Consider the following 21,111-nt stretch of genomic DNA (forward strand, 5'->3'; position numbering starts at 1 on the left):
CGATTTAGAATGAAACGTGTAGTTGTTGGACTTTCCGGTGGAGTAGATTCGAGTGTTGCTGCTTATTTATTGCAACAACAAGGGTACGAAGTTATTGGGCTTTTTATGAAAAATTGGCACGATGATTCAGTTACTATTTCTAATGAATGTCCTTGGTTAGAAGATAGTAATGATGCTTTATTAGTAGCTGAAAAACTCGGAATACCGTTTCAAACTGTCGATTTAAGCGAAGAATACAAAGAAAAAATCGTTGACTATATGTTCAACGAATACGAAAAAGGGAGAACTCCAAATCCTGACGTACTTTGTAATCGCGAAATCAAATTTGATGTTTTCATGAAAATTGCCTTAAGTCTTGGTGCTGATTATGTGGCAACAGGACATTATTGTCAAAAAAATGAAATTGAAGTTGATGGAAAACCAGTTTATCAATTGATTGCCGGCGCAGATAATAATAAAGATCAATCGTATTTTTTATGTCAGTTATCTCAGGATCAATTGTCAAAATCATTATTCCCAATTGGAGCCTTAACCAAACCTGAAGTGCGCGAAATCGCTGCTGAAATGGATTTGGTAACCGCTGAAAAGAAAGATTCACAAGGATTGTGTTTTATTGGTAAAGTACGTTTACCGGAATTTCTGCAACAAAAATTACAGCCTAAAGATGGTAAAATTGTTCAGATAGATAAAAACGATCCTATTTATACTATCGAAAAACCAACAGGTTTATCAGTAGAAGAAGAATTGAAATTTGAAGCACAAAAACCTGCCTATCTTCCAACAATGGGAAAAGTAGTGGGGAAACATCAGGGTGCTCATTATTTTACGATAGGACAACGAAAAGGATTAAATGTAGGCGGAACAACAGATCCGTTATTTATCATTGCTACAAACGTTGAAACCAATACTATTTATACCGGTTTAACAAGTCAGCATCCTGGTTTATTCAAAAAAGCATTATTTATCGAAAAGTCAGAAGTACACTGGATTCGTACTGATTTGGCATTAAAAGTGGGAGAAACGATGGAAGTAATGGCGAGAATTCGTTACCGTCAGCCTTTGCAAAAAGCAACTTTACACCAATTCGAAGACGGAATGTATGCTTATTTTGATGAGCCGCAATCTGCAATAACAGAAGGTCAGTTTGCAGCCTGGTATTTCTATAATGAATTAGTTGGTTCGGGAGTAATTTCTTAGCTTTATACTTTTTTACAGAGGTTTAACCCTTTAAAAAAGTAATCATGAAGTACTATTTCATATTTTTTTTGATGCTATTTTCTTCGGCGATCTATTCGCAGGAGGATGCGTGGGTATATTTTAAAGATAAACCAAATGCACAAGTTTCGTTTGATAATCCATTATTGATGCTTACTCAGCGTGCTTTAGATCGCAGGACAAATCAAAATATTGCCTTAGATCTTACTGATATTCCATTAGAAGAATCTTATATAAATCAGATAAAATCAGGTTCAGGAATCAGCATCAAGGCAAAATCTAAATGGCTAAATGCGCTTCATATTCGAGGAACTCAGGCTGATATTTTATCGCTTAAATCATTGTCATTTGTTGATAAAGTAGCTTTTGCGAATAAAACCTTAAGTACAACTTTAAAAAAAGTTTCAGAAAATAAAGTTTCTCAACCAAATGATAAACTGAAAACAACAGTTGATTATGCGTATGGAACTTCTGCAAATCAAATTCAAATGTTGAATGGGCAAGTTTTGCATCAGCAAAATAAAACAGGTTTAGGTAAAATAATTGCTGTTATTGATGCCGGTTTTCCAGGTGTAAATACGGCTCAGCCTTTTAAAAGACTTATAGATAATAATCAAATTTTAGGAGGTTATGATTTTGTCAACAGAAGCGATGATTTCTATACCGGTGATAGTCACGGAACAATGGTACTTTCTACAATAGGTGGTTACAAAGAAAATGCTCTTGTGGGCACAGCTCCACACGCTTCTTTTTACTTGTTTATAACAGAATATGCTCCCACAGAAAATCCAGTAGAAGAATCATATTGGGTAGAAGCTGCCGAAAAAGCAGATAGTTTAGGAGTAGATATTATTACGACTTCGTTAGGTTATTTTGGTTTTGATAATCCTAATTATAGTCATACTTACAGTGATATGAATGGCTCAACAAATTTTATTTCCCGTGGTGCCGAAATTGCTTTTAGTAAAGGTATAATTGTGGTTTCCTCGGCAGGAAATGAAGGAAGTACTGCAGAACCTCATATTGGTGCACCTGCAGATGCAGTTTCTGTGATTACGGTAGGTTCAGTTACGGCTTCAAAAACAAAATCCGGTTTTAGTTCTGTTGGACCAAGTTTTGACGGAAGAATTAAGCCTGATGTCATGGCGCAAGGTACAGCCTCGGTAGTATCAGATACAGCAGGAAATATTGTTACCGTGAACGGAACTTCATTTTCTTGCCCAATTATGGCGGGAATGATTGCGTGTTTATGGCAGGCTTTTCCAACTAAAAACAATAAGGAAATCAGGCAAATGGTTCTTCAGTCTTCTGATCGATATGCTGCTCCAAATAATAATTACGGTTACGGAATTCCGAATTTTGGATCTGCTTTAGGTGTCGAAGACTTTCAAACTTTTTCTTCAATTTTTTCTGTTTTTCCTAATCCGGCGAAAACTACAGTTTCATTTTTGTTTGAAGATAGTACTGCTTCAATTTCAATTTATTCTGTTTTAGGACAAAAGGTTATTGAGAAACAAATAACAAATCAAAACCCAATTCTTTCTATTGAAGCTTTAAAAAGTGGACTGTATTTTTATACTTTTGACGCTGATGGACTTCATAAAACAGGAAAGATAATCAAACAATAATTGCATTTTTGAATGAATAAAATAACACAACTTTTTAATATAAAATATCCAATTATTCAAGGCGGAATGATTTGGAATAGTGGATGTAAATTAGCTTCGGCTGTAAGTAATGCGGGAGGTTTAGGATTAATTGGTGCCGGATCTATGTATCCGGAAGTTTTACGTGAACACATTCAAAAATGTAAAAAAGCAACCGATAAACCTTTTGGGGTTAATATTCCGATGTTGTATCCTAATATTGAAGAAATCATGAATATCGTGATTGAGGAAGGCGTGAAAATCGTTTTTACTTCGGCAGGAAACCCCAAAACATGGACTTCTTTTTTAAAGGAAAAAGGAATTACTGTTGTGCATGTAGTAAGCAGTAGTGTTTTTGCTTTAAAAGCACAAGATGCCGGAGTCGATGCTATAGTGGCTGAAGGTTTTGAAGCAGGCGGTCATAACGGACGCGACGAAACGACAACGTTGACTTTAATCCCGATGGTGAAGGAGAAGATCCAAATCCCGATTATCGCTGCGGGCGGAATTGCAACAGGACGCGGAATGCTTGCCGCGATGGTTTTAGGCGCAGATGGCGTTCAGGTTGGAAGTCGTTTTGCAGCATCTTTAGAATCATCATCTCACGATAATTTCAAGCAAAAAATAGTTGAAGTTAAAGAAGGTGACACGCAATTGACTTTAAAAGAATTAGCACCTGTTCGATTGATTAAAAATAAGTTTTATAATGATATTCAGGAATTATATGAAAAAGCACCCTCAAAAGAAGATTTAGTGCAGCTTTTGGGCAGAGCAAGAGCCAAGAAAGGAATGTTTGAAGGCGATCTTGATGAAGGGGAACTTGAAATTGGACAAATCGCCGGATTAATTCATGAAATACTGCCAGTTAATCAAATTGTTCAAGAAATGCTAGCCGATTTTGAAGCTGCGTGCCAAGAAAAAGCTAAATTTGAGTTTTAATTACCTGCAAGAAATACATTATGAATACTATACGCACATATATACTTTTACTTTTTTTAGGATTTGGTTTTCAACAAGTTCAAAGCCAGTCGTATAGTTTTAAAACATCTGGATTTAGTGTTTTAGAGAAAAATGAAAGAGGCAAATGGGGAGAATGGTCAAACCTTGATTTGGTCAATTTATCTGTTATTCTGGATACCAATAAACATAGAATCGTAGTGTATTCACAGGAAATACAACTTTTTAGTATTTTAGATTATATAGAACGCGAAGAAAATGATACTGATATCGTGTATTCTTTCATGTGTAAAGATAATGAAGGTCGCGAATGTAAGCTTTCAATTATTACCAGAAAAAAACAGGATTATCGCAAACAGCTTTATATTAATTACGACGATCATATTATATTGTACAATATTTTTAGCGTTTAAAACTACTTCAAATCAAAATAATAAAACCCGACAGATTTCAACACCTGTCGGGTTTGCTATATAAAAAACTTAGAAACTTAGCGACTCAGCAACTTAGACCCTCTTTTAAGAAACATCTTTTATAAACTCATCATATTCTAAGTAAAACATCTCTAAAGCATTCATTTTTTCGAAAAAGAAATCAAAAATTGTATCCCAATTATTACGGTTGCTAAAACCTACACCTTGTATTTCAGTCCAGATTCGGCTAATCGTTTTACCACTTTCAAGAGTATAGTTTTTTTCGAAAACCAGATCTTTAATGAATTCCTCTTCCAGAATATTTTTTAAAGCTTCGAGTTTTTCAAAATAAGCATTTCGTTTCTCGTCGCTTCTCTGTTCGATATCGATAAAAACCTGTGCTTTTTTATTGTCAACATAAAATTTAAAAGAGAAATCTTTAATCTTTGTGTCATAAAGAACCCATTTACGCGGATATTTTTCGGCGAAAGCTACCCAAAACTCTCTTTTTATTTTCTGTGATTCTTCTCTGCTGTACATTTTTTATGGCTTTGATTTTAGAAAACTTGTAGAACCGCGTTTTCTAAACTATATTTATATTTTATTTCTTTTTTATTTGAAAGTACAAAAATAAACTTTGATTATGGATTTTCAAGATTTTTTGCAATATGTTCCCAATTTAATTCCAGTTGAATTACCGGCAGTTGCTTCACATATAAAAATGGCTCCAAAAGAAAGGATACAAGCCTTAAAAAATACTGATCTAAAAATAGAGAATCCCAGAATTGCCGCCGTTATGATGTTGTTTTATCCAAAAGGAGGGAAAACGCATTTGGTTTTAATTGTCAGAAATGCTTATAAGGGAGTTCATTCTTCTCAAATTGCCTTTCCTGGAGGTAAATATGAAATTACAGATGCAGATTATCAGGAAACTGCTTTACGAGAAACTCATGAAGAAGTAGGGGTCGCACCTGAAAATATTGAAGTAATAAAACAATTTACGCCAATGTATATTCCGCCAAGTAATTTTTTAGTGCATCCTTTTTTAGGAATTTCAAGGGATGAACTTTTATTTTATCCAGATGCCAGAGAAGTTGCTGCTATTATAGAATTACCATTGTCTGTTTTTTTAGACGATGAAATAATTACAGAAGCCAAATTGTCAACTTCTTACGGCGATAATATTGTAGTTCCCGCATTTAATATTCAAAAGCATATGGTCTGGGGAGCAACGGCTATGATTTTAAGTGAACTGAGAGATGTTTTGAAAATAACTTTTGAAGGAAATTTGTAAATACTAAGAATTAACAATTTGATATTCATTATAATAGTGATTTCTTTCCGAAATTGCTTTATAGTATTGCCAAAAGAATAAATTTTGTATGTTTGCGTTCTAACAAAAAATACAATACAAGGCTATGGGATTGTTTAAACGAAATCCTTTTGGACACATATTATTCATCAAGAAATGGTTAATCCGAATTTTGGGTGCCATGACTCACAGGAGATATAGAGGTTTTAATGAATTGCAGATTGAAGGGTCTGAAATCATTAAGACACTTCCGGATACAAATGTTTTGTTTATATCAAATCATCAGACTTATTTTGCTGATGTTGTTGCTATGTTTCATGTGTTTAACGCAAGTTTAAGCGGACGTCAAGATACTATTAAGAATATTGGCTATCTCTGGCAACCCAAAATGAATATTTACTATGTTGCTGCAAAAGAAACAATGCAGGCTGGTTTATTGCCAAGAATCTTAGCTTATGTTGGTGCCATTACAGTAGAAAGAACCTGGCGTGCAAAAGGTGTGGATGTTACTAAAAAACGTGATGTTAACCCAAATGATACTGAAAATATCAGAATTGCGCTTGAAGATGGCTGGGTAATTACATTTCCGCAAGGAACTACAAAATCGTTTAAACCAGTTCGTAAAGGTACTGCGCATATCATCAAACAGCATAAACCTATTGTGATCCCGATTGTTATTGACGGTTTCCGTCGTTCATTTGATAAAAAAGGATTACGAATGAAGAAAAAAGGAATTCTGCAGTCATTCATTATCAAAGAACCACTTGATATTGATTATGAAAACGATACAATTGATGAAATTGTAGCAAAAGTAGAGTTTGCAATAGAACAACATCCATCATTTTTAAAAGTTATTCCAGCCGAAGAAATCAAAGCAGAGGAAGAACTTAATAAACTAAGAAGATGGGAGTATTAGATTGTAGATTTTAGAGTTCTGATTAAAAGAGTTTCAGGTTTTAAGTTTCAGGTTTTTTCCTGTTGCAATGAAATGACTTAGAAGCTCAGCATCTTAGAAACTTAGCAACTTAGAAAAAAAACCTCTGAACCTTTTTTAGAAATCAATTTTCTTCAACTCTTTATAATTAGAATATAATCTACGTAATAATCTTCCATATAGTAATCTGTAAATACACCAGAAAGTTCCAAAAAGGACTATTGTAAGCAATAGTAATACTCCCACAGAAAACAACATTGCTTTTCCGTTTAACGCCAGTTTTTCTCTGATAAAAGCCATGTCAGGATTGTAAACATATCCTATAAAGAAGCTAAGAATTGACGAAACGACTAGCATTCCTAAATTATACCAAACATAATATTGTACCGTTTTACGGGTTTTTAAAATACTGCTCATCAATGTTTTTGTAGAAACTGTAGTTGTAATTGTTTTATAGTTTTTATAGAAAAAGTAAATAAAAACTAAAATCACGGCATAGTTAAAGTACAATAAAATCTCCATAAAGAGTATGATTTCCGGATGATTCATTTTTCTTAAAGCATCATCAACATTTGAAAAATAATTAGACACAGTCCAGAATAAAACCTCTAAAACACTAATAATGAAAATCCACTTCACGATTGAAGATGATTTTTTATGAATCATTTTATAGATTTCTTTTTCAGAAATTTGTTGAAAAGAATCGGCGTTCTTTTTCCAGTCTTTTTTTAGTAAATCCAGTTCTTTCATAATAATTTTTAAGGATTTAGTATTTTTTTAAGTTTCCCCTTGATTCTGTTCATTTTCACACGTGCATTCACTTCGCTGATTCCTAAGGTCTCCGCTATTTCTTGATAATCCTTGTCTTCTAAATACATAAAAACCAATGCTTTTTCGATGTCATTAAGCTGATAAACGGCTTTGTACATCAATTTAATCTGTTCTTCTTCTTCATAATTGTAATCAACATCTTTTATAAAATGCTGATGACTTTCGTACTCTACTGTCGATATGGTCCGTTTAGTTTTTCTATATAATGTTATGGCAGTATTTAAGGCAACGCGATACGTCCAGGTCGAAAATTTACTATCACCTCTAAATTTTGGATAAGCTTTCCATAACTGAATAGTGATTTCCTGAAACAAGTCTTTGTGAGCATCTACGCCAGCAGTATATAATCTACAAATCTTGTGGATTATATTCTGATTTGCCTGCAATTGCGCAACAAATGACTGTTCTAGATTCTCGCTCATAATCTATTAGTAGTACTGCAATCAATTTTGTTACAGTGAATGATTATTTTTTTTGTCACAGGTTAACAATGGTTTTTTTTTACCACGAATTTCACAAATTTTTAGAATTACCATTTTAGCGTTAATTTATTACATCAATATTAAAAAAATAAAGTCATTTTCGTTTGTGAAAATTCGTGACATTGGTAGAATTCGTGGCGAACATTTATAATTCTCGAGTTTTATAATAATTCACCATTAAATCTACAAATTTACTATAACCTTCCATACCATCTTTTTGGTTATTGGTTTTCAAGAAATTGTCATAAAAAACATGAAAACCTTTATCTATAAAAGTATCATATTGTTTCCAGAAATCCTGGCTTTCCTGATAGTTTTTTAAAATCCCCACGTGAACTGTTTTCTTTAATTGCTTAAATATTTTTTCATCCTTTGCCTGCCACATTCCTAAACAATAACGCAAAGCAAAACTATATCCTGAATACTGATAATATAAATTTTCATTTTTTACAGAAGCCAGCACTCCAATAAAATTGCATTCACTTTCACTTGCATAACCCATTTGGTGCGCCATTTCGTGACAAGTTGTAACGGGAAAATTGTACATTGGCAATAGATCATTTACCTGAGCTTCATTTGTAAACGGATTGAGATAACCGCCAAAACCCATATAAGTAAGAGGTAAACTAAAGAGCGACTTTTTAACGCTTAAAACTTCATATTTAAAATACGGATACTGATTTGCCAGATTTTCATAACCACTTAAATTCATCTGAAAAGCCTGATTTTGTGAATATGGAAAAACAACTTTAGAACTGTCTTTTTTAGTGATTTGAAACTGAATTTCGTTCGTTTTCACAATTAGTTTTTTAGTGAAACTCAATAATTCAGCATCAGAATATTCTCTTTCGATTTTCATTTTTTCGAAAAGAGGTTCTCTGTAATAATTGAATGCCCAAAGCAAATGAAAGAAAAAGTAAAATATGGAAAGGCAGCTTAAAACTGTGAGGAGATTATCTTTCCATTGTAATTTCCAGGTTTTTCGGGTTTTCCAAATCCACCGAATCATAAATAAAATCAAAACAGAATAAATACAATCTCCAACCGAAAAAGGAATTTTGCCTAAAATGATTCTTGAAAAGTGAGAGGTTTTTATATATAATCCGTTGCTATAAAAGCTTTCTATAAATTCTGGGAAATACGGAAGGATTTTTAAAATAATGATTTGCAGAAGAAGGAATAAAGGTAGAATATATTTTGACTTCACGGTTTTAATTTTGGATACGTAAATATAAATCAAAATGCATAAAAAAAACCGAAGTTGATTCGGTTTTAGTACAGGTTGTATTTTTATTTTTTGCTAATTTTAGCTTACATTGCAATGATATCGTTTTTCATAATATTTGGTTTTAACTTTAAAAGTTTTACATGTTAAAAATAAAGTATTCTTCCCATTAAATAAAACAAACTAACATTTTATAATTTCTTTAAAATTTCCTTCCTTGAATTTTCCTTCAACAATTTTGCTTTTATTCACAAAGTTATAAGTAAAAATATTATTTAAACCTGTCAAACTATGACGAGCAGTGATTTGAAATTGTATATAAGTTGAAGAGCTTTCCATTTTAGCGGATAAGTCCTCGTACGTGAAAAATTGAACACAATTATCTCCGTAATTTTTTTTTAAAGGTTTGAAACCAAATATAAAATTAACCTTATTTGTTTTAAGTTCAATTTTAGAGAAGACTTTATTAATAATTCCATTTTCACCTTGTCGAATGTAATAATAATTAGACCTCGCTTCAATATCATAAGCACCAAAAAAGGATTTATTAATTATTTTAAAAGAATAGCAAATGTCTGTAACGTTATCAAACGGGCTATCATTTTTGGCTATAAAATGTACAATGTCAAATTTTGGTTTAAAGAAAATTAATAATGTAAATATGAAAATAAAAGATGCAATTATGTTGCATGTAATATTAAATATAAATTCAGAAATCATAAAGGAGAAATTATTTTTGCCAAATATACGAATATTGTAAGAAATAACTTTTAAAATCGTATGTTTTGATCTTAAAATATAGATATGAATTCATTTATTTGTACATGCATAAACATTATCGTCTATTTTTTTAATACTTAATAGTTATGTAACTTTGAAACTCATAATTGTTAAACATCAAACAAAATATAATGAGTCAGGAAATTAGAAATCTGGAACCAAAAGCACTTTGGAATAAATTTGCCGATTTAAACGCAGTTCCGCGTCCGTCAAAGAAAGAAGAACGTGTGATTGAGTTCATGAAAAACTTTGGAAACAGCTTAGGTTTAGAAACTTTTGAAGACGATATCCGAAATGTAATTATCAGAAAACCGGCAACTCCGGGAATGGAAAACCGTAAAGCAATTGTTATGCAGGGGCATCTTGATATGGTACACCAAAAAAATGCCGACACAGTTTTTGATTTCGATACACAAGGAATTGACATGTATGTAGATGGTGACTGGGTTCGTGCCCGTGGTACAACACTTGGCGCTGATAATGGACTTGGCGTAGCAACAATTATGGCTATTTTAGAAAGCAAAGACATTCCGCATCCTGCAATCGAAGCTTTGTTCACAATTGATGAAGAAACCGGAATGACTGGAGCTTTAAATTTAAAAGGAGGAATACTTCAAGGGCAGATTCTTTTGAATTTAGATACTGAAGAAGATGATGAAATAGATATTGGCTGTGCCGGAGGAATTGATGTAACGGCTACAAGAACCTATAACGAAGAAGAAGTTCCGGAAGGTTCAGTTGGACATATTATTACCGTAAAAGGTTTAAATGGAGGTCATTCAGGAATGGATATCAACAAAGGTTTAGGGAATGCTAATAAAATAATGAATCGTTTGTTATTTGATGCATTTGAAAACTTTGGTTTGCAAGTAGTGGAGATTAACGGTGGAAGTTTAAGAAATGCAATTCCGAGAGAAAGTGTTGCTAAAGTAATTATTTCTGAGATGTTTGACGAAGCGTATATTTTTGATATGCAGGAAATTATAAACGATATAAAAACCGAATACAAAACGACTGAACCAAACTTATCTATTGAAATCGTAAAATGCGATTTACCTGAAAAAGTAATGGATTTAGGAGTTCAGGAAGGAATCATCAGAGCAATTTATGCAGCGCATAATGGTGTTTACAGAATGAGCGCTGATATGGATGATTTAGTTGAAACATCAAATAATATTGCTCGTGTTATTGTAAAAGACGGTGAAATTTCAATAGGATGTTTAACACGTTCTTCTGTAGAAACTTCAAAATTTGATTTGGCTAATGCATTGCGTTCTGCTTTTGAATTAGTAGGTTGCGAAGTAGAACTTTCAGGATCTTATCCAGGCTGGACACCAAATGTAAATTCTGAAATATTAGATACTTTGGTAGGAATCTATGAAAAGCAAAATAACGAAAAGCCAAAAGTTGTAGCTTGTCACGCTGGTTTAGAATGTGGAATTTTAGGAACAAATTATCCTGAGATGGATATGATTTCTTTTGGACCAACTATTCATGGTGCGCATTCGCCTGATGAAAGAGCAAGTATTTCTTCAGCTCAAAAATATTGGAAATTTGTATTAGAAATTCTTTCAAATATTCCAGTTAAGTAGTAAGTTGACAGTCGCAGTTTTCGGTAAGCAATTTAGTTGAGTACTGAAAACTGTGACTGAATACTAAAATCGGTGTAAGTTTACAGTCTCAATATTCAGTTTCAAACAACTGCAAACTGAGACTGTAAACTGAGACTGAAAACTAATCTCTTTTAGGAGAATTTTTCTTTTCTCTCTTTTCTTCTTTCTTTTCTTTAGCCGTTTTTAATGGTTCTTTTTTTGCTGTTTTTTTAGTATCCTGACTCTTTGCCATAATATTTAAATTTAGTTATTTCTTTTTTTGAATATAAGTAAATGTAGCTAAAATATTCTGATTTGTTTAGAATATTATTTTAAAAAATCCCCATCTATAATTAATAACTCCACTCCCGTGGCAGTTATAGAGCGATGAGAGCTTGCATTATCAGAGACTACATAAGTCATTCCTTTAGTAAGTATAAAATTTTCCCCAGTTTCTAACTCGCTAATAAATTCCCCTTCCAGACAATGAACAATATGTCCTTTTTGACACCAATGATCAGCAAAGTAATTTTTAGAATAAGTGACTTTACGAATTCGTAAACCTTCTAATTGTAACGTTTGCCAATATGCAATTCCGGTTTCTCCGGCGTGTTCTGTCATGGGAATTAAATTCCAGTCAATGCTTTGAAATGGGATTAAAGACATGGTTTATTTTTTATTTGGTTAATTAATCAAATTTATTAAAAACAAAAAATCCTCAATTACTACTGTAAATGAGGATTTTGTTATATGTTGAAGTTAAATCTAATTTCGTTTTAATACTTTATATTGTTCGTAACAACCGCTAATAGCATCCATAATTTGTAAATCATTTGCTGATTGTATAAAGGCATCAGAATAATTGCAACGTTGTAAAATTTCAGGAATTTCATCTTTACTAACACCTAAAAGTACAGAAACTGTTTCACGATCATATTTAGATTCAAGAAGGTTTCTAACGGTATCATCCTTCCTCATTTCCTTTAATTTTTTAAGTTCCTTGGCGTTTTTTCCGAAGAAACCATAAAGAACATCGGCAGGATTAAAAATAGATCCTAATACTTTCCCGAAAGCATTTGGCGAATATTCACCCGCTTCATAACCTTGCGTAAGGCCTGAAATACTGTAACGATAGTTTTCTTTTGTTGGAATTAATTTCGAATCGACTTCAAGATATCCTGTTAAGCTAAAAGGGGCAATAATTACTTCTTCAAGAGCAATTGCTTTTTCAGTAAGCTGAATTCGTGTTACTTTATTTTTTATCCAGTCATTTGTTACCCTGATTCGCAAAGATTGGAATCCCAGAATAGAAAAGTGAATGGTATCGTTTAGCTGAACATCTATTTCAAAATATCCTTTTGCATCAGACTTTGCACCACGAACTTTGTTGGTGTTGATGATATTTACATTAGCAAGAGGCTGTTTACTATTATCATTGATAATGTAACCTGATACTCTTTGAGGTACTGTAGACTCAGCGTCTTGTGCAAAACCGATTGTAGAAAGTAGTGTAAAAAAGAAAACTGCGAAATATTTCATATCCTGATTTAAAGCACTAAAAGTACTAAATAGGGATTAAATATTTCGCAGTCTTCGAATATAATTATCAGAAAATTAACAAAGGAAAGAACTGTTGCTTCTTGTATTTAACTAAAAGGGGTAAGGAGATTTAAATTACATTGTTTTGAATTACAAAACCTATCTATTAAAAAGAAGATTCTTTGAATAAAAAAATCCCAAATTCCAATTATGTCTGGAATTCGGGATTTTATATTTTAAGATAATTAAATTATTAATCTCTTCTTGGTCTTCTTGGTCTTGGTGAGTCACCAAAGCTTTCAGAACGTCTTGGAGCTCTATCAGAACCACCTTCTGTTCTTGGAGTAGAACTTCTAAAACCACCTTCTCTTGGAGCAGAGTTTCTGTCGCTTCTGAAACCACCTTCTCTAGGAGCAGAGTTTCTATCGCTTCTAAATCCTCCAACACCTCCGCCAGAACCTTCACGTCTTGGAGCAAAACTTCCTTCACGTCTTGGAGCAGAACTACGTCCGGCACCTCCACCGCTACGTCCGTTATGGTCACGTCTTCCGCCACCATCATTTTTAGAAATTTCAACATTAATACGACGTCCTTCTAATTGTACGTTGTTTAATACTTCCATAACTTTATCAGTATGCTCAGGATCAGTGTTAAAGAAAGAGAAACCTTCTTTTACATCCACTTTGAAAACGTCATCACGACCTAAGTCTAATGTTTCTTTCAAATAATCTTTAAGTGACATCCAATCGAAATTGTCTCTTGAACCGATGTTTACAAAATAACGAACTGCTCCATTATTATTGAATTCTCTTGGCTCAGAATCTCCTCTTTCACGTCTTTCAGAACCTGAAGACTGGTTAGAGATGTCTCTGTTTTTCTTGTAGTAAGCAATAAAACGGTTAAATTCTACTGAAACCATTTTCTTAATCAACTCTTCTTTAGATAAACCTTCAAGAACATTGTTGATTGCTGGTAAATAGTTGTCAATTTCGTGATCAACTTCAGTATCTTTAATTTTGTTTGCTAAGTGCAATAATTGAATCTCACAAATTTCGATTCCTGACGGGATCGTTTTTTCTTCAAATTTTTGTTTGATGATTCTTTCGATAGATGAAATTTTACGCAACTCACTTTTTGTAACAATTACAATAGAAGTTCCTAATTTTCCAGCTCTACCAGTACGTCCTGAACGGTGATTGTAAGTTTCGATTTCGTCAGGTAATTGGTAGTTCACTACGTGAGTAATGTTGTCTACGTCAATACCACGTGCAGCAACGTCAGTAGCAACAAGCATCTGAATTTGTCTTCCACGGAAAGATTTCATTACACCGTCACGTTGCGCCTGAGATAAATCTCCGTGCAATGCAGCAGCGCTGTATCCATCTTCAATTAATTTTTCGGCAACAGCTTGTGTATCTCTTTTAGTACGACAGAAAACCACAGAGAAAATGTCTGGATTTGCATCGGCTAAACGTTTTAAAGCTTCGTAACGATCACGTGCATTCACTAAGTAAAATTCGTGAGAAACGGTAGCTGAACCTGAGTTTTTAGCACCTACTGTAATTTCTAAAGGCTCGTGCATGAATTGTTTTGCAATTCTAGCAACCTCTTGTGGCATAGTTGCAGAGAATAACCATGTGCTTTTTTCGTCTGGAGAAGTTGAAAGGATGTTTACGATATCTTCGTAGAATCCCATGTTCAACATTTCATCAGCCTCATCAAGAATACAATAGTTGATTTGAGAAATGTTTACCAATCCTCTGTTAATCATATCTTGCATTCTACCCGGAGTTGCAACAATAATCTGTGCACCTCTTTTAATGTCTCTTGCTTGCTCTGTAATGCTAGCTCCACCGTAAATTGCTACCACATTAATACCTTTTTCGTATTTAGAGTAGTTTTTAATTTCGTTGGTAATCTGCAAACATAGTTCGCGTGTTGGAGATAAAATTAATGCTTGTGTATTTCTGTTGTTGGCATCAATTTTTTGAATTAGCGGAAAACCAAATGCTGCCGTTTTCCCTGTCCCTGTCTGAGCCAACGCAACCATATCTGTGTCTTTTTCCAATAATAGGGGAATCGCTTTCTCCTGTACTTCAGTCGGATTTTCAAATCCTAGATCTAAAATCGCCTTCAGTAACGATTCACTCAATCCTAATTGTTCAAATTTGTTCATATGTATTTTTAAAATAGGGTGCAAAATTACTGTTAATTATTCAGATAAACTAATGCTATTTTAAGAATTATGTATTTGTTATGATTTGATTATCAAAAAGTTATGTTTATTGTAAAATGTTTTTAATGATAAAACGAAGATTTTACTACAAAAACACGTCATGAAATATAAATTTAAGGCTATAAAATGTTGTATTTAAAACAATTATTTGGTTGTATTCAGGAAATCAATTAGTTGCTCTGTTGCTTTTGCACGATGACTGATTTTATTTTTAATATCCGAAGATAATTCTGCAAAAGTTTCGTCATAATTTTCCGGCTTAAAAATTGGATCATAACCAAAACCGTGATTTCCAGTTTTCTCTAAAACAATAGTTCCTTTAGCAATTCCGGTAAATAAATGCTGTTCTCCTTTTATATTGAGTGCAATAACAGTTTTGAACTTAGCACTGCGATCTTCTTTACCTGATAAACCTTTTAAAAGTTTATCCATGTTATCATCGGCATTTCGTTGTTCTCCTGCATATCTTGCGGAATATACACCAGGTTCACCATTTAACGCTGTAACTTCTAGACCCGTATCATCAGCAAAACAATCGTAACCGTATTTTTGGGTTACATAATTCGCTTTCAAAATAGCATTTCCTTCAATAGTATCAGCAGTTTCAGGAATTTCTTCATGGCAGCCAATTTCTTCCAGACTTAATAATTGAATAGATCCTTTTAAGATACTTTGAATTTCTTTGATTTTATTAAGATTATTTGAAGCGAAAACCAGTTGCATGAGAATGTGTTTAGATGTTTAAAACACAAATTTAGAATTCTTATATTTGATATGTGACGAAAAATAAAAATAAATGAAGATCTCTTTACTCTATAAAAAAATAACACCTTTTGTTAAGCCATATAAAAAAATGGTTATTGCTACTTTATTGCTAACTTTTTTGGGTTCGTTTGCCGCACAGGTCAATGCCTTAATATTAAAATACACTGTAGATACAATTAATAATTTAATGGTGGCACATGAACCATTATCAAAAGGATTTCATTTATTAGGTATAATTAGTATTGTTTTACTTTCTAAAGAATTGATATATTCTATCGTGCAATTTGGTCAGAAATTTTATGGCGAAAAGCTTCGTATTTTTATAACGCGCGATATTTCTCAGGCTATTGTAGCAAAAATATTAAGTTATAGAATGGAGTTTTACACCTCTGGCGAAAATGAAAGCGGAAAACTGCAAACCAGGATTGATCTCGGAATTAGCAGTTTAACAAGATTGGTTCAAAACTTTTTTATTGATATTATGCCTTTGTTTGCTAATGCTTTTGTGGCGCTGATATTAATGTTTTATGCCAATGTGTATGTTGGATTAGTAAGTTTATGTATCATTCCTATTTATTTTTATGTGAGTCAGCTTCAAGCAACTAAATTAAGTGGTTTTAGAAGAAGAATGCGTAATTATCGCGAAACAAAAAATAACGGAATCATAAGCCTGATAGAATCCATAACGGTAATTAAGTCTTTTGTTCGGGAACCTATGGAAGCAGAAAGACATCAGAAGATTCAGTTTGAAATGACCGAAAATCAGCTCGACACACGAAAAACCAGTTTTATTTTTGAAAGTATTAAAGGTTTTATCGAGCAAATAGGAGTTGTGATTATCATTATTCTAACCGCATATTTTGTTTTGAATAATACCATGACAATTGGAGCAATCATGTTTCATATTATGTTGTTTAATAATGTGTCATCGCCAATTAGACAATTGCATCGTATTTATGATGAAGTAAATGATGCTTTAATATATTCCGAAGGATTCTTTGATATTTTAGAATCTGATAATGAAAAAGAAACAAGCGGCGATTATATTCCGGAAAAAATTGTGGGACTTATCGAAGTGAAAAATGTCGATTTTGTTTATCCTAACGGAACAAAAGCACTTTTTGATGTTAGTTTTACGATAAAGCCAAACGAAAATACCGCTTTAGTTGGATTAAGCGGTGCCGGAAAAAGTACTATCATTAATTTATTGGATAAATTTTATCTGCCTTCATCAGGAAAAATATATCTGGACGGAGTAGATTTAAACGATTACAATACTGATTTTCTTCGTAAAAACATTGGATTGGTTTTACAAAAGAATCACATTTTTAAAGGTACAATTGCAGAGAATATTCTCTACGGAAAACCTGAAGCAACGCAATCTGAAATTATGGATGCCGCCAAACAAGCTTATATTCACGAACAAGTCATGCAATTGCCTAAAGGTTATGATTCTGATGCGCATTTACTTTCCGGAGGACAACAACAACGAATTGCCATTGCGAGATTGTTCCTGAAAAATCCGCCAATTATTTTTCTGGATGAACCAACGGCAAGTTTAGATGCAATAGCTACAGAACAGATAAAAAAATCACTTGACGCAATTAAAAAAGACAGAACAGTAATTATTATTTCTCACAGTATTTCACAAATTATTGATGCTTCTAATATAATTGTTTTAGAACAGGGAAAATGTGTCGAAAAAGGAACTCACGATGATTTATACGATAATAGATCTGTGTATTACAGAATATTTACAGCAATGGCAAATAGTTTAAATCTTGATAAGATTGCGCAAACGCTGGATTAAGTTTATCTGCTCATTTTTTAGTAAAGTTTCAAATTTTAAAGGATGTTTATTTTTAAGATTACTCTATTGCACTTTTTCGCAGTTCTCTTTGTCAAAGTTTTAAACTTTGACAAAGATTTCTACGCTTACAAATAAAATAAAGAAAATTCTTATATTTTTATTCACTTTTGAGCAAGCCTTTTTAAAAATATAAATGGATATTAGATTACAAAACTTAGAACCCGATTGCTTTTATCATATTTATAATCGTGGAATCAACGGAAATGAAATTTTTAAAGATCAAGAAAATTTCATGTTTTTTATAAAACAGTTTATTAAATATATGATTGATGTTTGTGAGGTATATAGTTATTGTCTGATGCCAAATCATTTTCATTTCGTTATAAAAGTCAAATCAGAAAAAGAGTTGTTGTTATCTTTAAGTGATAAAAATGAATATAAGAAACATGGGTTACATTCAGTTCAAAATTTGGTAAGCAAACAAATTAGCAGATTTATCAGCTCGTATACACAATCATATAATAAAGTACACAAAAGACATGGAGCTTTGTTTGAATCACCTTTTAAAAGAAAGAAAATTGACAGTATTGAGTATTTGAGAAATGTTATTATTTATGTAAATCAAAATCCAACTGATATAAACTTAGATTTTAAGATTTATAAATTTTATTCATATACAACAATTTTATCTTTATCAAAACGAATTTAATGAGAAAAGAAGTGATTGAATTATTTCATGATTTAGAAAATTTTATTTATTGCCATGAGAAAATGACTGATTTTAAAATTTAATTGAAGTAGCACAGTAAAAAATCTTTGTCAAAGTTTAAAACTTTGACAAAGATGCCGATCTAAATTAGAGTATGATTTCAAGAAAAATAATCAGTAAGAGAATAATGAAATAATGAAGTCTGTATTTTTTCAAATTAAATTCGGGCAAGAATCATTAGTACTTTTTTAGGTAAACAAAAATACAAACATTCGGTTACGTCTGCTTTATTTTATAAATTTATCAATTCCGTAAAATTATAATAAACTTTCTATCTAAATCAATAACCACATGAATGCAAAATTTACAAGGTTGATTTTAACTTTATTCCTAATTGGGAATATTGGTTATTCTCAAAAAGACAATTCTTTTAATATTAAAAAGCAACTCGATTATTGTGCCGAACAAGCTTCGAAAACCTTAGAGGTGATTCCAAATGACGGAACATCACCTAGAACTGTGGCTAATAGAAGTAAGGATTGGGAATTTGTCAACTATAAAGATTGGACAAGTGGTTTCTGGCCTGGTGAATTATGGTATTTATACGAAGCAACTCGAGATAAAAAATGGGAAAAAGAAGCGGATAAATTCAGTCAGTTTCTAAAACCTTTATCTGTTAGTAAAGCAAATGATCACGATTTAGGTTTTCAGATTTTCAATAGTTTTGGCAACGGATATCGGTTAACAAAAAATCCTGAATACAAAGATATTATCTTAAAAACAGCGGATACTCTGGCAACACTTTTTAATCCAAAAGTAGGCACTATTTTATCGTGGCCTCATAATAAATATGGCGGACATAACACGATCATCGATAATATGATGAATTTAGAACTGCTTTTTTGGGCTTCTAAAAATGGAGGAAATAAAAAACTATATGACATTGCGGTAAGACATGCCGAAACTACGATGCAGAATCATTTTAGACTAGATAATAGTTCATATCACGTAATTATTTACGATTATGAAACCGGTAAAAAAATAAAAGGAATCACCGCGCAGGGTTATAGTGATAATAGTATGTGGGCGAGAGGTCAGGCGTGGGCTATTTATGGATTTACAATGGTTTACAGAGAAACAAAAGACCAGAAATTTTTAGACTTTGCTCATAAACTGGCACGAGTTTATCTGGACAGATTAGCAACCGAAGATTTAATTCCGTATTGGGATTTTAACGCGCCGGGAATCCCGAATGAACCAAGAGATGCATCGGCGGCAGCGATCGTATCTTCCGCACTTATTGAATTAAGTTCTTATACAAAAGATGCAACTCTTAAAAAAGAATATTTAACGAAGTCAGAAAAGATGATTGTTTCACTTTCAGATCATTATCAAAGTCACGATGTAAATTCGGCTTTTTTGTTGCATTCAACAGGACATAAACCAGCAGGAAGCGAAATAGATTGTTCGATAAATTATGCAGATTATTATTATCTTGAAGCACTTTTAAGGATTCAGAAAATAAAAAAATAAATATTTTAAATTTAAGACTATGATTAATAAAATCATCCGGATTTCATTTGCCATCGCTTTGATGGTAATGTTGATAAGTTGCAAAAACACAAAGCAAAAACTTCAGGAATATGTAACATCATATAATAGTACGGCTGCAAGTTTTAAAGCTGATGATGTTACACTTACAACTGCAAGAGGTTATATTAATGACAACAAAATTGAATTGCGATTTGAGACAAATTTAAAACAAAACGCATCTAATGTTTCAAAAGCAAATGCTGAGTTTTCTAAACTTTTGAAAGAAATGATTATTGAAAATCAAATTCCTAAAGAACTTGTTGAAGAAGGTATTCAGTTTGATGCTTATTTTTTAGCCGATGATAATACTGTTTTTGTAAAGGAAATAATAAACAAAGAATCAATATCTGAATTATTAAAATAATTTGAAATGTATTTGTTTGTAGAAGCCACTTTTAATCAATTTTAAAAGTGGCTTTTTTTGTTTGATTATTATTAAATGGTTTCTTTTAATTTAAGGTGTATGTATAGTTTTATCTTAGGTAATGAATTTATAGTCAAATAGCTACAGTTTATGTGTTTCTATTCTTAAATTGCTTTTGTTTAAAAATTTGATTATGTTTGAGTTAAAAATTAATCTAAAACCTAAAAAATTATGAAAAAAATTACTCAAATCGCATTTGCTCTTGTTCTTGGATTAATGTTGGTAAGTTGTAAAAATACCAAGCAAAAAATTCAGGAGCATGTTACTACCTACAATAATTCATCATCGATTAAAGGTACTGGTATTACAGGTACGACGGCTAAAGCATTTTTAAATGATAATAAGATTGAAATTAGAATTGAAACCAATTTAGAAGAAAACGATACCAACAGGTTAACGTATAAAAATTCATTTCCTGATTTACTGAAAGATATGATTAAAAACGATCAAATTTCTAAAGAATTAGTTGATGAAGGAGTAAAATTTGATGTGTATTTTTTAGCGTATAATAACGCAATTCTTGCTCAGCAAATAGTGGATAAAGAAGAATTAGCGGTTTTAGAAAACACAGGTGATTCTAAAGGCGAAGTGGCTTCGAAACTTTAATTTTAATAAAGCAGAATAAAATAAAAAAAAGCCTTTTTGAAT

The 21,111-nt window shown here is 32.2% G+C and carries 21 protein-coding genes; 12 read left to right on the plus strand and 9 right to left on the minus strand.

Annotated elements, in window-relative coordinates; translation table 11 throughout:
- Nucleotides 1-9: 9 nt before the first annotated feature.
- From mnmA to KHA90_RS08505, 4 genes are read left to right on the plus strand one after another with little or no spacing between them, the layout of a single operon-like run.
- Nucleotides 10-1,197, plus strand: a complete 1,188-nt coding sequence (gene mnmA, locus KHA90_RS08490; RefSeq protein WP_213297809.1) for a tRNA 2-thiouridine(34) synthase MnmA — start codon at nucleotides 10-12, stop codon at nucleotides 1,195-1,197.
- A 44-nt stretch (nucleotides 1,198-1,241) separates the two neighbouring features.
- Complete coding sequence (locus KHA90_RS08495; protein WP_213297812.1) at nucleotides 1,242-2,843, plus strand: S8 family serine peptidase; 1,602 nt, start codon at nucleotides 1,242-1,244, stop codon at nucleotides 2,841-2,843.
- A 12-nt stretch (nucleotides 2,844-2,855) separates the two neighbouring features.
- On the plus strand, nucleotides 2,856-3,800 hold the full coding sequence (locus KHA90_RS08500) for an NAD(P)H-dependent flavin oxidoreductase (RefSeq protein ID WP_213297814.1): 945 nt from the start codon (nucleotides 2,856-2,858) through the stop codon (nucleotides 3,798-3,800).
- Nucleotides 3,801-3,820: 20 nt separating this feature from the next.
- Entirely contained in the window at nucleotides 3,821-4,231 is a 411-nt protein-coding gene (locus tag KHA90_RS08505) for a hypothetical protein (protein WP_213297816.1), read from the plus strand.
- Between the two features lie 105 nt (nucleotides 4,232-4,336).
- Here the strand turns inward: KHA90_RS08505 and KHA90_RS08510 are convergent, their stop codons facing one another.
- The gene (locus KHA90_RS08510; RefSeq protein ID WP_213297827.1) at nucleotides 4,337-4,771 is read right to left on the minus strand and encodes a DUF4268 domain-containing protein; all 435 of its coding nucleotides are present in this window, start codon (nucleotides 4,769-4,771) and stop codon (nucleotides 4,337-4,339) included.
- Between the two features lie 103 nt (nucleotides 4,772-4,874).
- Between KHA90_RS08510 and KHA90_RS08515 the strand changes: the two genes are divergently transcribed.
- Together KHA90_RS08515 and KHA90_RS08520 are read left to right on the plus strand one after the other, a co-directional pair.
- Nucleotides 4,875-5,525, plus strand: a complete 651-nt coding sequence (locus KHA90_RS08515; protein ID WP_213297828.1) for an NUDIX hydrolase — start codon at nucleotides 4,875-4,877, stop codon at nucleotides 5,523-5,525.
- Nucleotides 5,526-5,649: 124 nt separating this feature from the next.
- Nucleotides 5,650-6,459 (plus strand): lysophospholipid acyltransferase family protein, encoded by an 810-nt coding sequence (locus tag KHA90_RS08520; RefSeq protein WP_213297832.1) that lies wholly within the window; start codon nucleotides 5,650-5,652, stop codon nucleotides 6,457-6,459.
- A gap of 135 nt (nucleotides 6,460-6,594) precedes the next feature.
- Here KHA90_RS08520 and KHA90_RS08525 read toward each other — a convergent pair whose 3' ends face one another.
- The 4 genes from KHA90_RS08525 to KHA90_RS08540 all read right to left on the minus strand — a co-directional run bounded on the left by KHA90_RS08525 (nucleotide 6,595) and on the right by KHA90_RS08540 (nucleotide 9,735).
- Nucleotides 6,595-7,227 carry a hypothetical protein gene (locus tag KHA90_RS08525; protein ID WP_213297833.1) on the minus strand — a complete coding sequence of 211 codons (633 nt, stop codon included), beginning with the start codon at nucleotides 7,225-7,227 and terminating at the stop codon, nucleotides 6,595-6,597.
- An 8-nt stretch (nucleotides 7,228-7,235) separates the two neighbouring features.
- A complete protein-coding gene (locus tag KHA90_RS08530) occupies nucleotides 7,236-7,730 on the minus strand; it encodes an RNA polymerase sigma factor (protein WP_213297834.1) in 495 nt (164 codons plus the stop codon).
- Between the two features lie 205 nt (nucleotides 7,731-7,935).
- Nucleotides 7,936-8,997: a DUF3810 domain-containing protein gene (locus tag KHA90_RS08535; RefSeq protein ID WP_213297835.1), complete on the minus strand. Its 1,062-nt coding sequence runs from the start codon at nucleotides 8,995-8,997 to the stop codon at nucleotides 7,936-7,938.
- Nucleotides 8,998-9,198: 201 nt separating this feature from the next.
- On the minus strand, nucleotides 9,199-9,735 hold the full coding sequence (locus KHA90_RS08540; RefSeq protein ID WP_213297838.1) for a hypothetical protein: 537 nt from the start codon (nucleotides 9,733-9,735) through the stop codon (nucleotides 9,199-9,201).
- 191 nt (nucleotides 9,736-9,926) lie between these two features.
- On the opposite strand from KHA90_RS08540, the gene KHA90_RS08545 reads away from it, so the two are divergent.
- A complete protein-coding gene (locus KHA90_RS08545) occupies nucleotides 9,927-11,387 on the plus strand; it encodes an aminoacyl-histidine dipeptidase (protein WP_213297845.1) in 1,461 nt (486 codons plus the stop codon).
- 327 nt (nucleotides 11,388-11,714) lie between these two features.
- Here the strand turns inward: KHA90_RS08545 and KHA90_RS08550 are convergent, their stop codons facing one another.
- From KHA90_RS08550 to KHA90_RS08565, 4 genes are all read right to left on the minus strand, one after another.
- Nucleotides 11,715-12,053 (minus strand): DHCW motif cupin fold protein, encoded by a 339-nt coding sequence (locus tag KHA90_RS08550; protein ID WP_213297848.1) that lies wholly within the window; start codon nucleotides 12,051-12,053, stop codon nucleotides 11,715-11,717.
- Nucleotides 12,054-12,152: 99 nt separating this feature from the next.
- Nucleotides 12,153-12,926, minus strand: a complete 774-nt coding sequence (locus tag KHA90_RS08555; protein ID WP_213297851.1) for a carboxypeptidase-like regulatory domain-containing protein — start codon at nucleotides 12,924-12,926, stop codon at nucleotides 12,153-12,155.
- Nucleotides 12,927-13,179: 253 nt separating this feature from the next.
- The gene (locus KHA90_RS08560; protein ID WP_213297855.1) at nucleotides 13,180-15,102 is read right to left on the minus strand and encodes a DEAD/DEAH box helicase; all 1,923 of its coding nucleotides are present in this window, start codon (nucleotides 15,100-15,102) and stop codon (nucleotides 13,180-13,182) included.
- Nucleotides 15,103-15,306: 204 nt separating this feature from the next.
- Nucleotides 15,307-15,885 carry a non-canonical purine NTP diphosphatase gene (locus KHA90_RS08565; protein WP_213297857.1) on the minus strand — a complete coding sequence of 193 codons (579 nt, stop codon included), beginning with the start codon at nucleotides 15,883-15,885 and terminating at the stop codon, nucleotides 15,307-15,309.
- 73 nt (nucleotides 15,886-15,958) lie between these two features.
- Between KHA90_RS08565 and KHA90_RS08570 the strand changes: the two genes are divergently transcribed.
- From KHA90_RS08570 to KHA90_RS08590, 5 genes are all read left to right on the plus strand, one after another.
- Nucleotides 15,959-17,737: an ABC transporter ATP-binding protein gene (locus tag KHA90_RS08570; RefSeq protein WP_213297860.1), complete on the plus strand. Its 1,779-nt coding sequence runs from the start codon at nucleotides 15,959-15,961 to the stop codon at nucleotides 17,735-17,737.
- A gap of 193 nt (nucleotides 17,738-17,930) precedes the next feature.
- Nucleotides 17,931-18,446, plus strand: coding sequence for a transposase (locus KHA90_RS08575; RefSeq protein WP_244860275.1), 516 nt, complete (start codon nucleotides 17,931-17,933; stop codon nucleotides 18,444-18,446).
- Nucleotides 18,447-18,797: 351 nt separating this feature from the next.
- Complete coding sequence (locus KHA90_RS08580; protein ID WP_213297863.1) at nucleotides 18,798-19,979, plus strand: glycoside hydrolase family 88 protein; 1,182 nt, start codon at nucleotides 18,798-18,800, stop codon at nucleotides 19,977-19,979.
- A gap of 19 nt (nucleotides 19,980-19,998) precedes the next feature.
- Nucleotides 19,999-20,403 carry a hypothetical protein gene (locus tag KHA90_RS08585; protein ID WP_213297866.1) on the plus strand — a complete coding sequence of 135 codons (405 nt, stop codon included), beginning with the start codon at nucleotides 19,999-20,001 and terminating at the stop codon, nucleotides 20,401-20,403.
- 231 nt (nucleotides 20,404-20,634) lie between these two features.
- The gene (locus KHA90_RS08590; protein ID WP_213297869.1) at nucleotides 20,635-21,069 is read left to right on the plus strand and encodes a hypothetical protein; all 435 of its coding nucleotides are present in this window, start codon (nucleotides 20,635-20,637) and stop codon (nucleotides 21,067-21,069) included.
- Nucleotides 21,070-21,111 lie beyond the last annotated feature (42 nt).

This window comes from Flavobacterium psychroterrae (genome assembly GCF_018380615.1).
Taxonomy (GTDB): domain Bacteria; phylum Bacteroidota; class Bacteroidia; order Flavobacteriales; family Flavobacteriaceae; genus Flavobacterium; species Flavobacterium psychroterrae.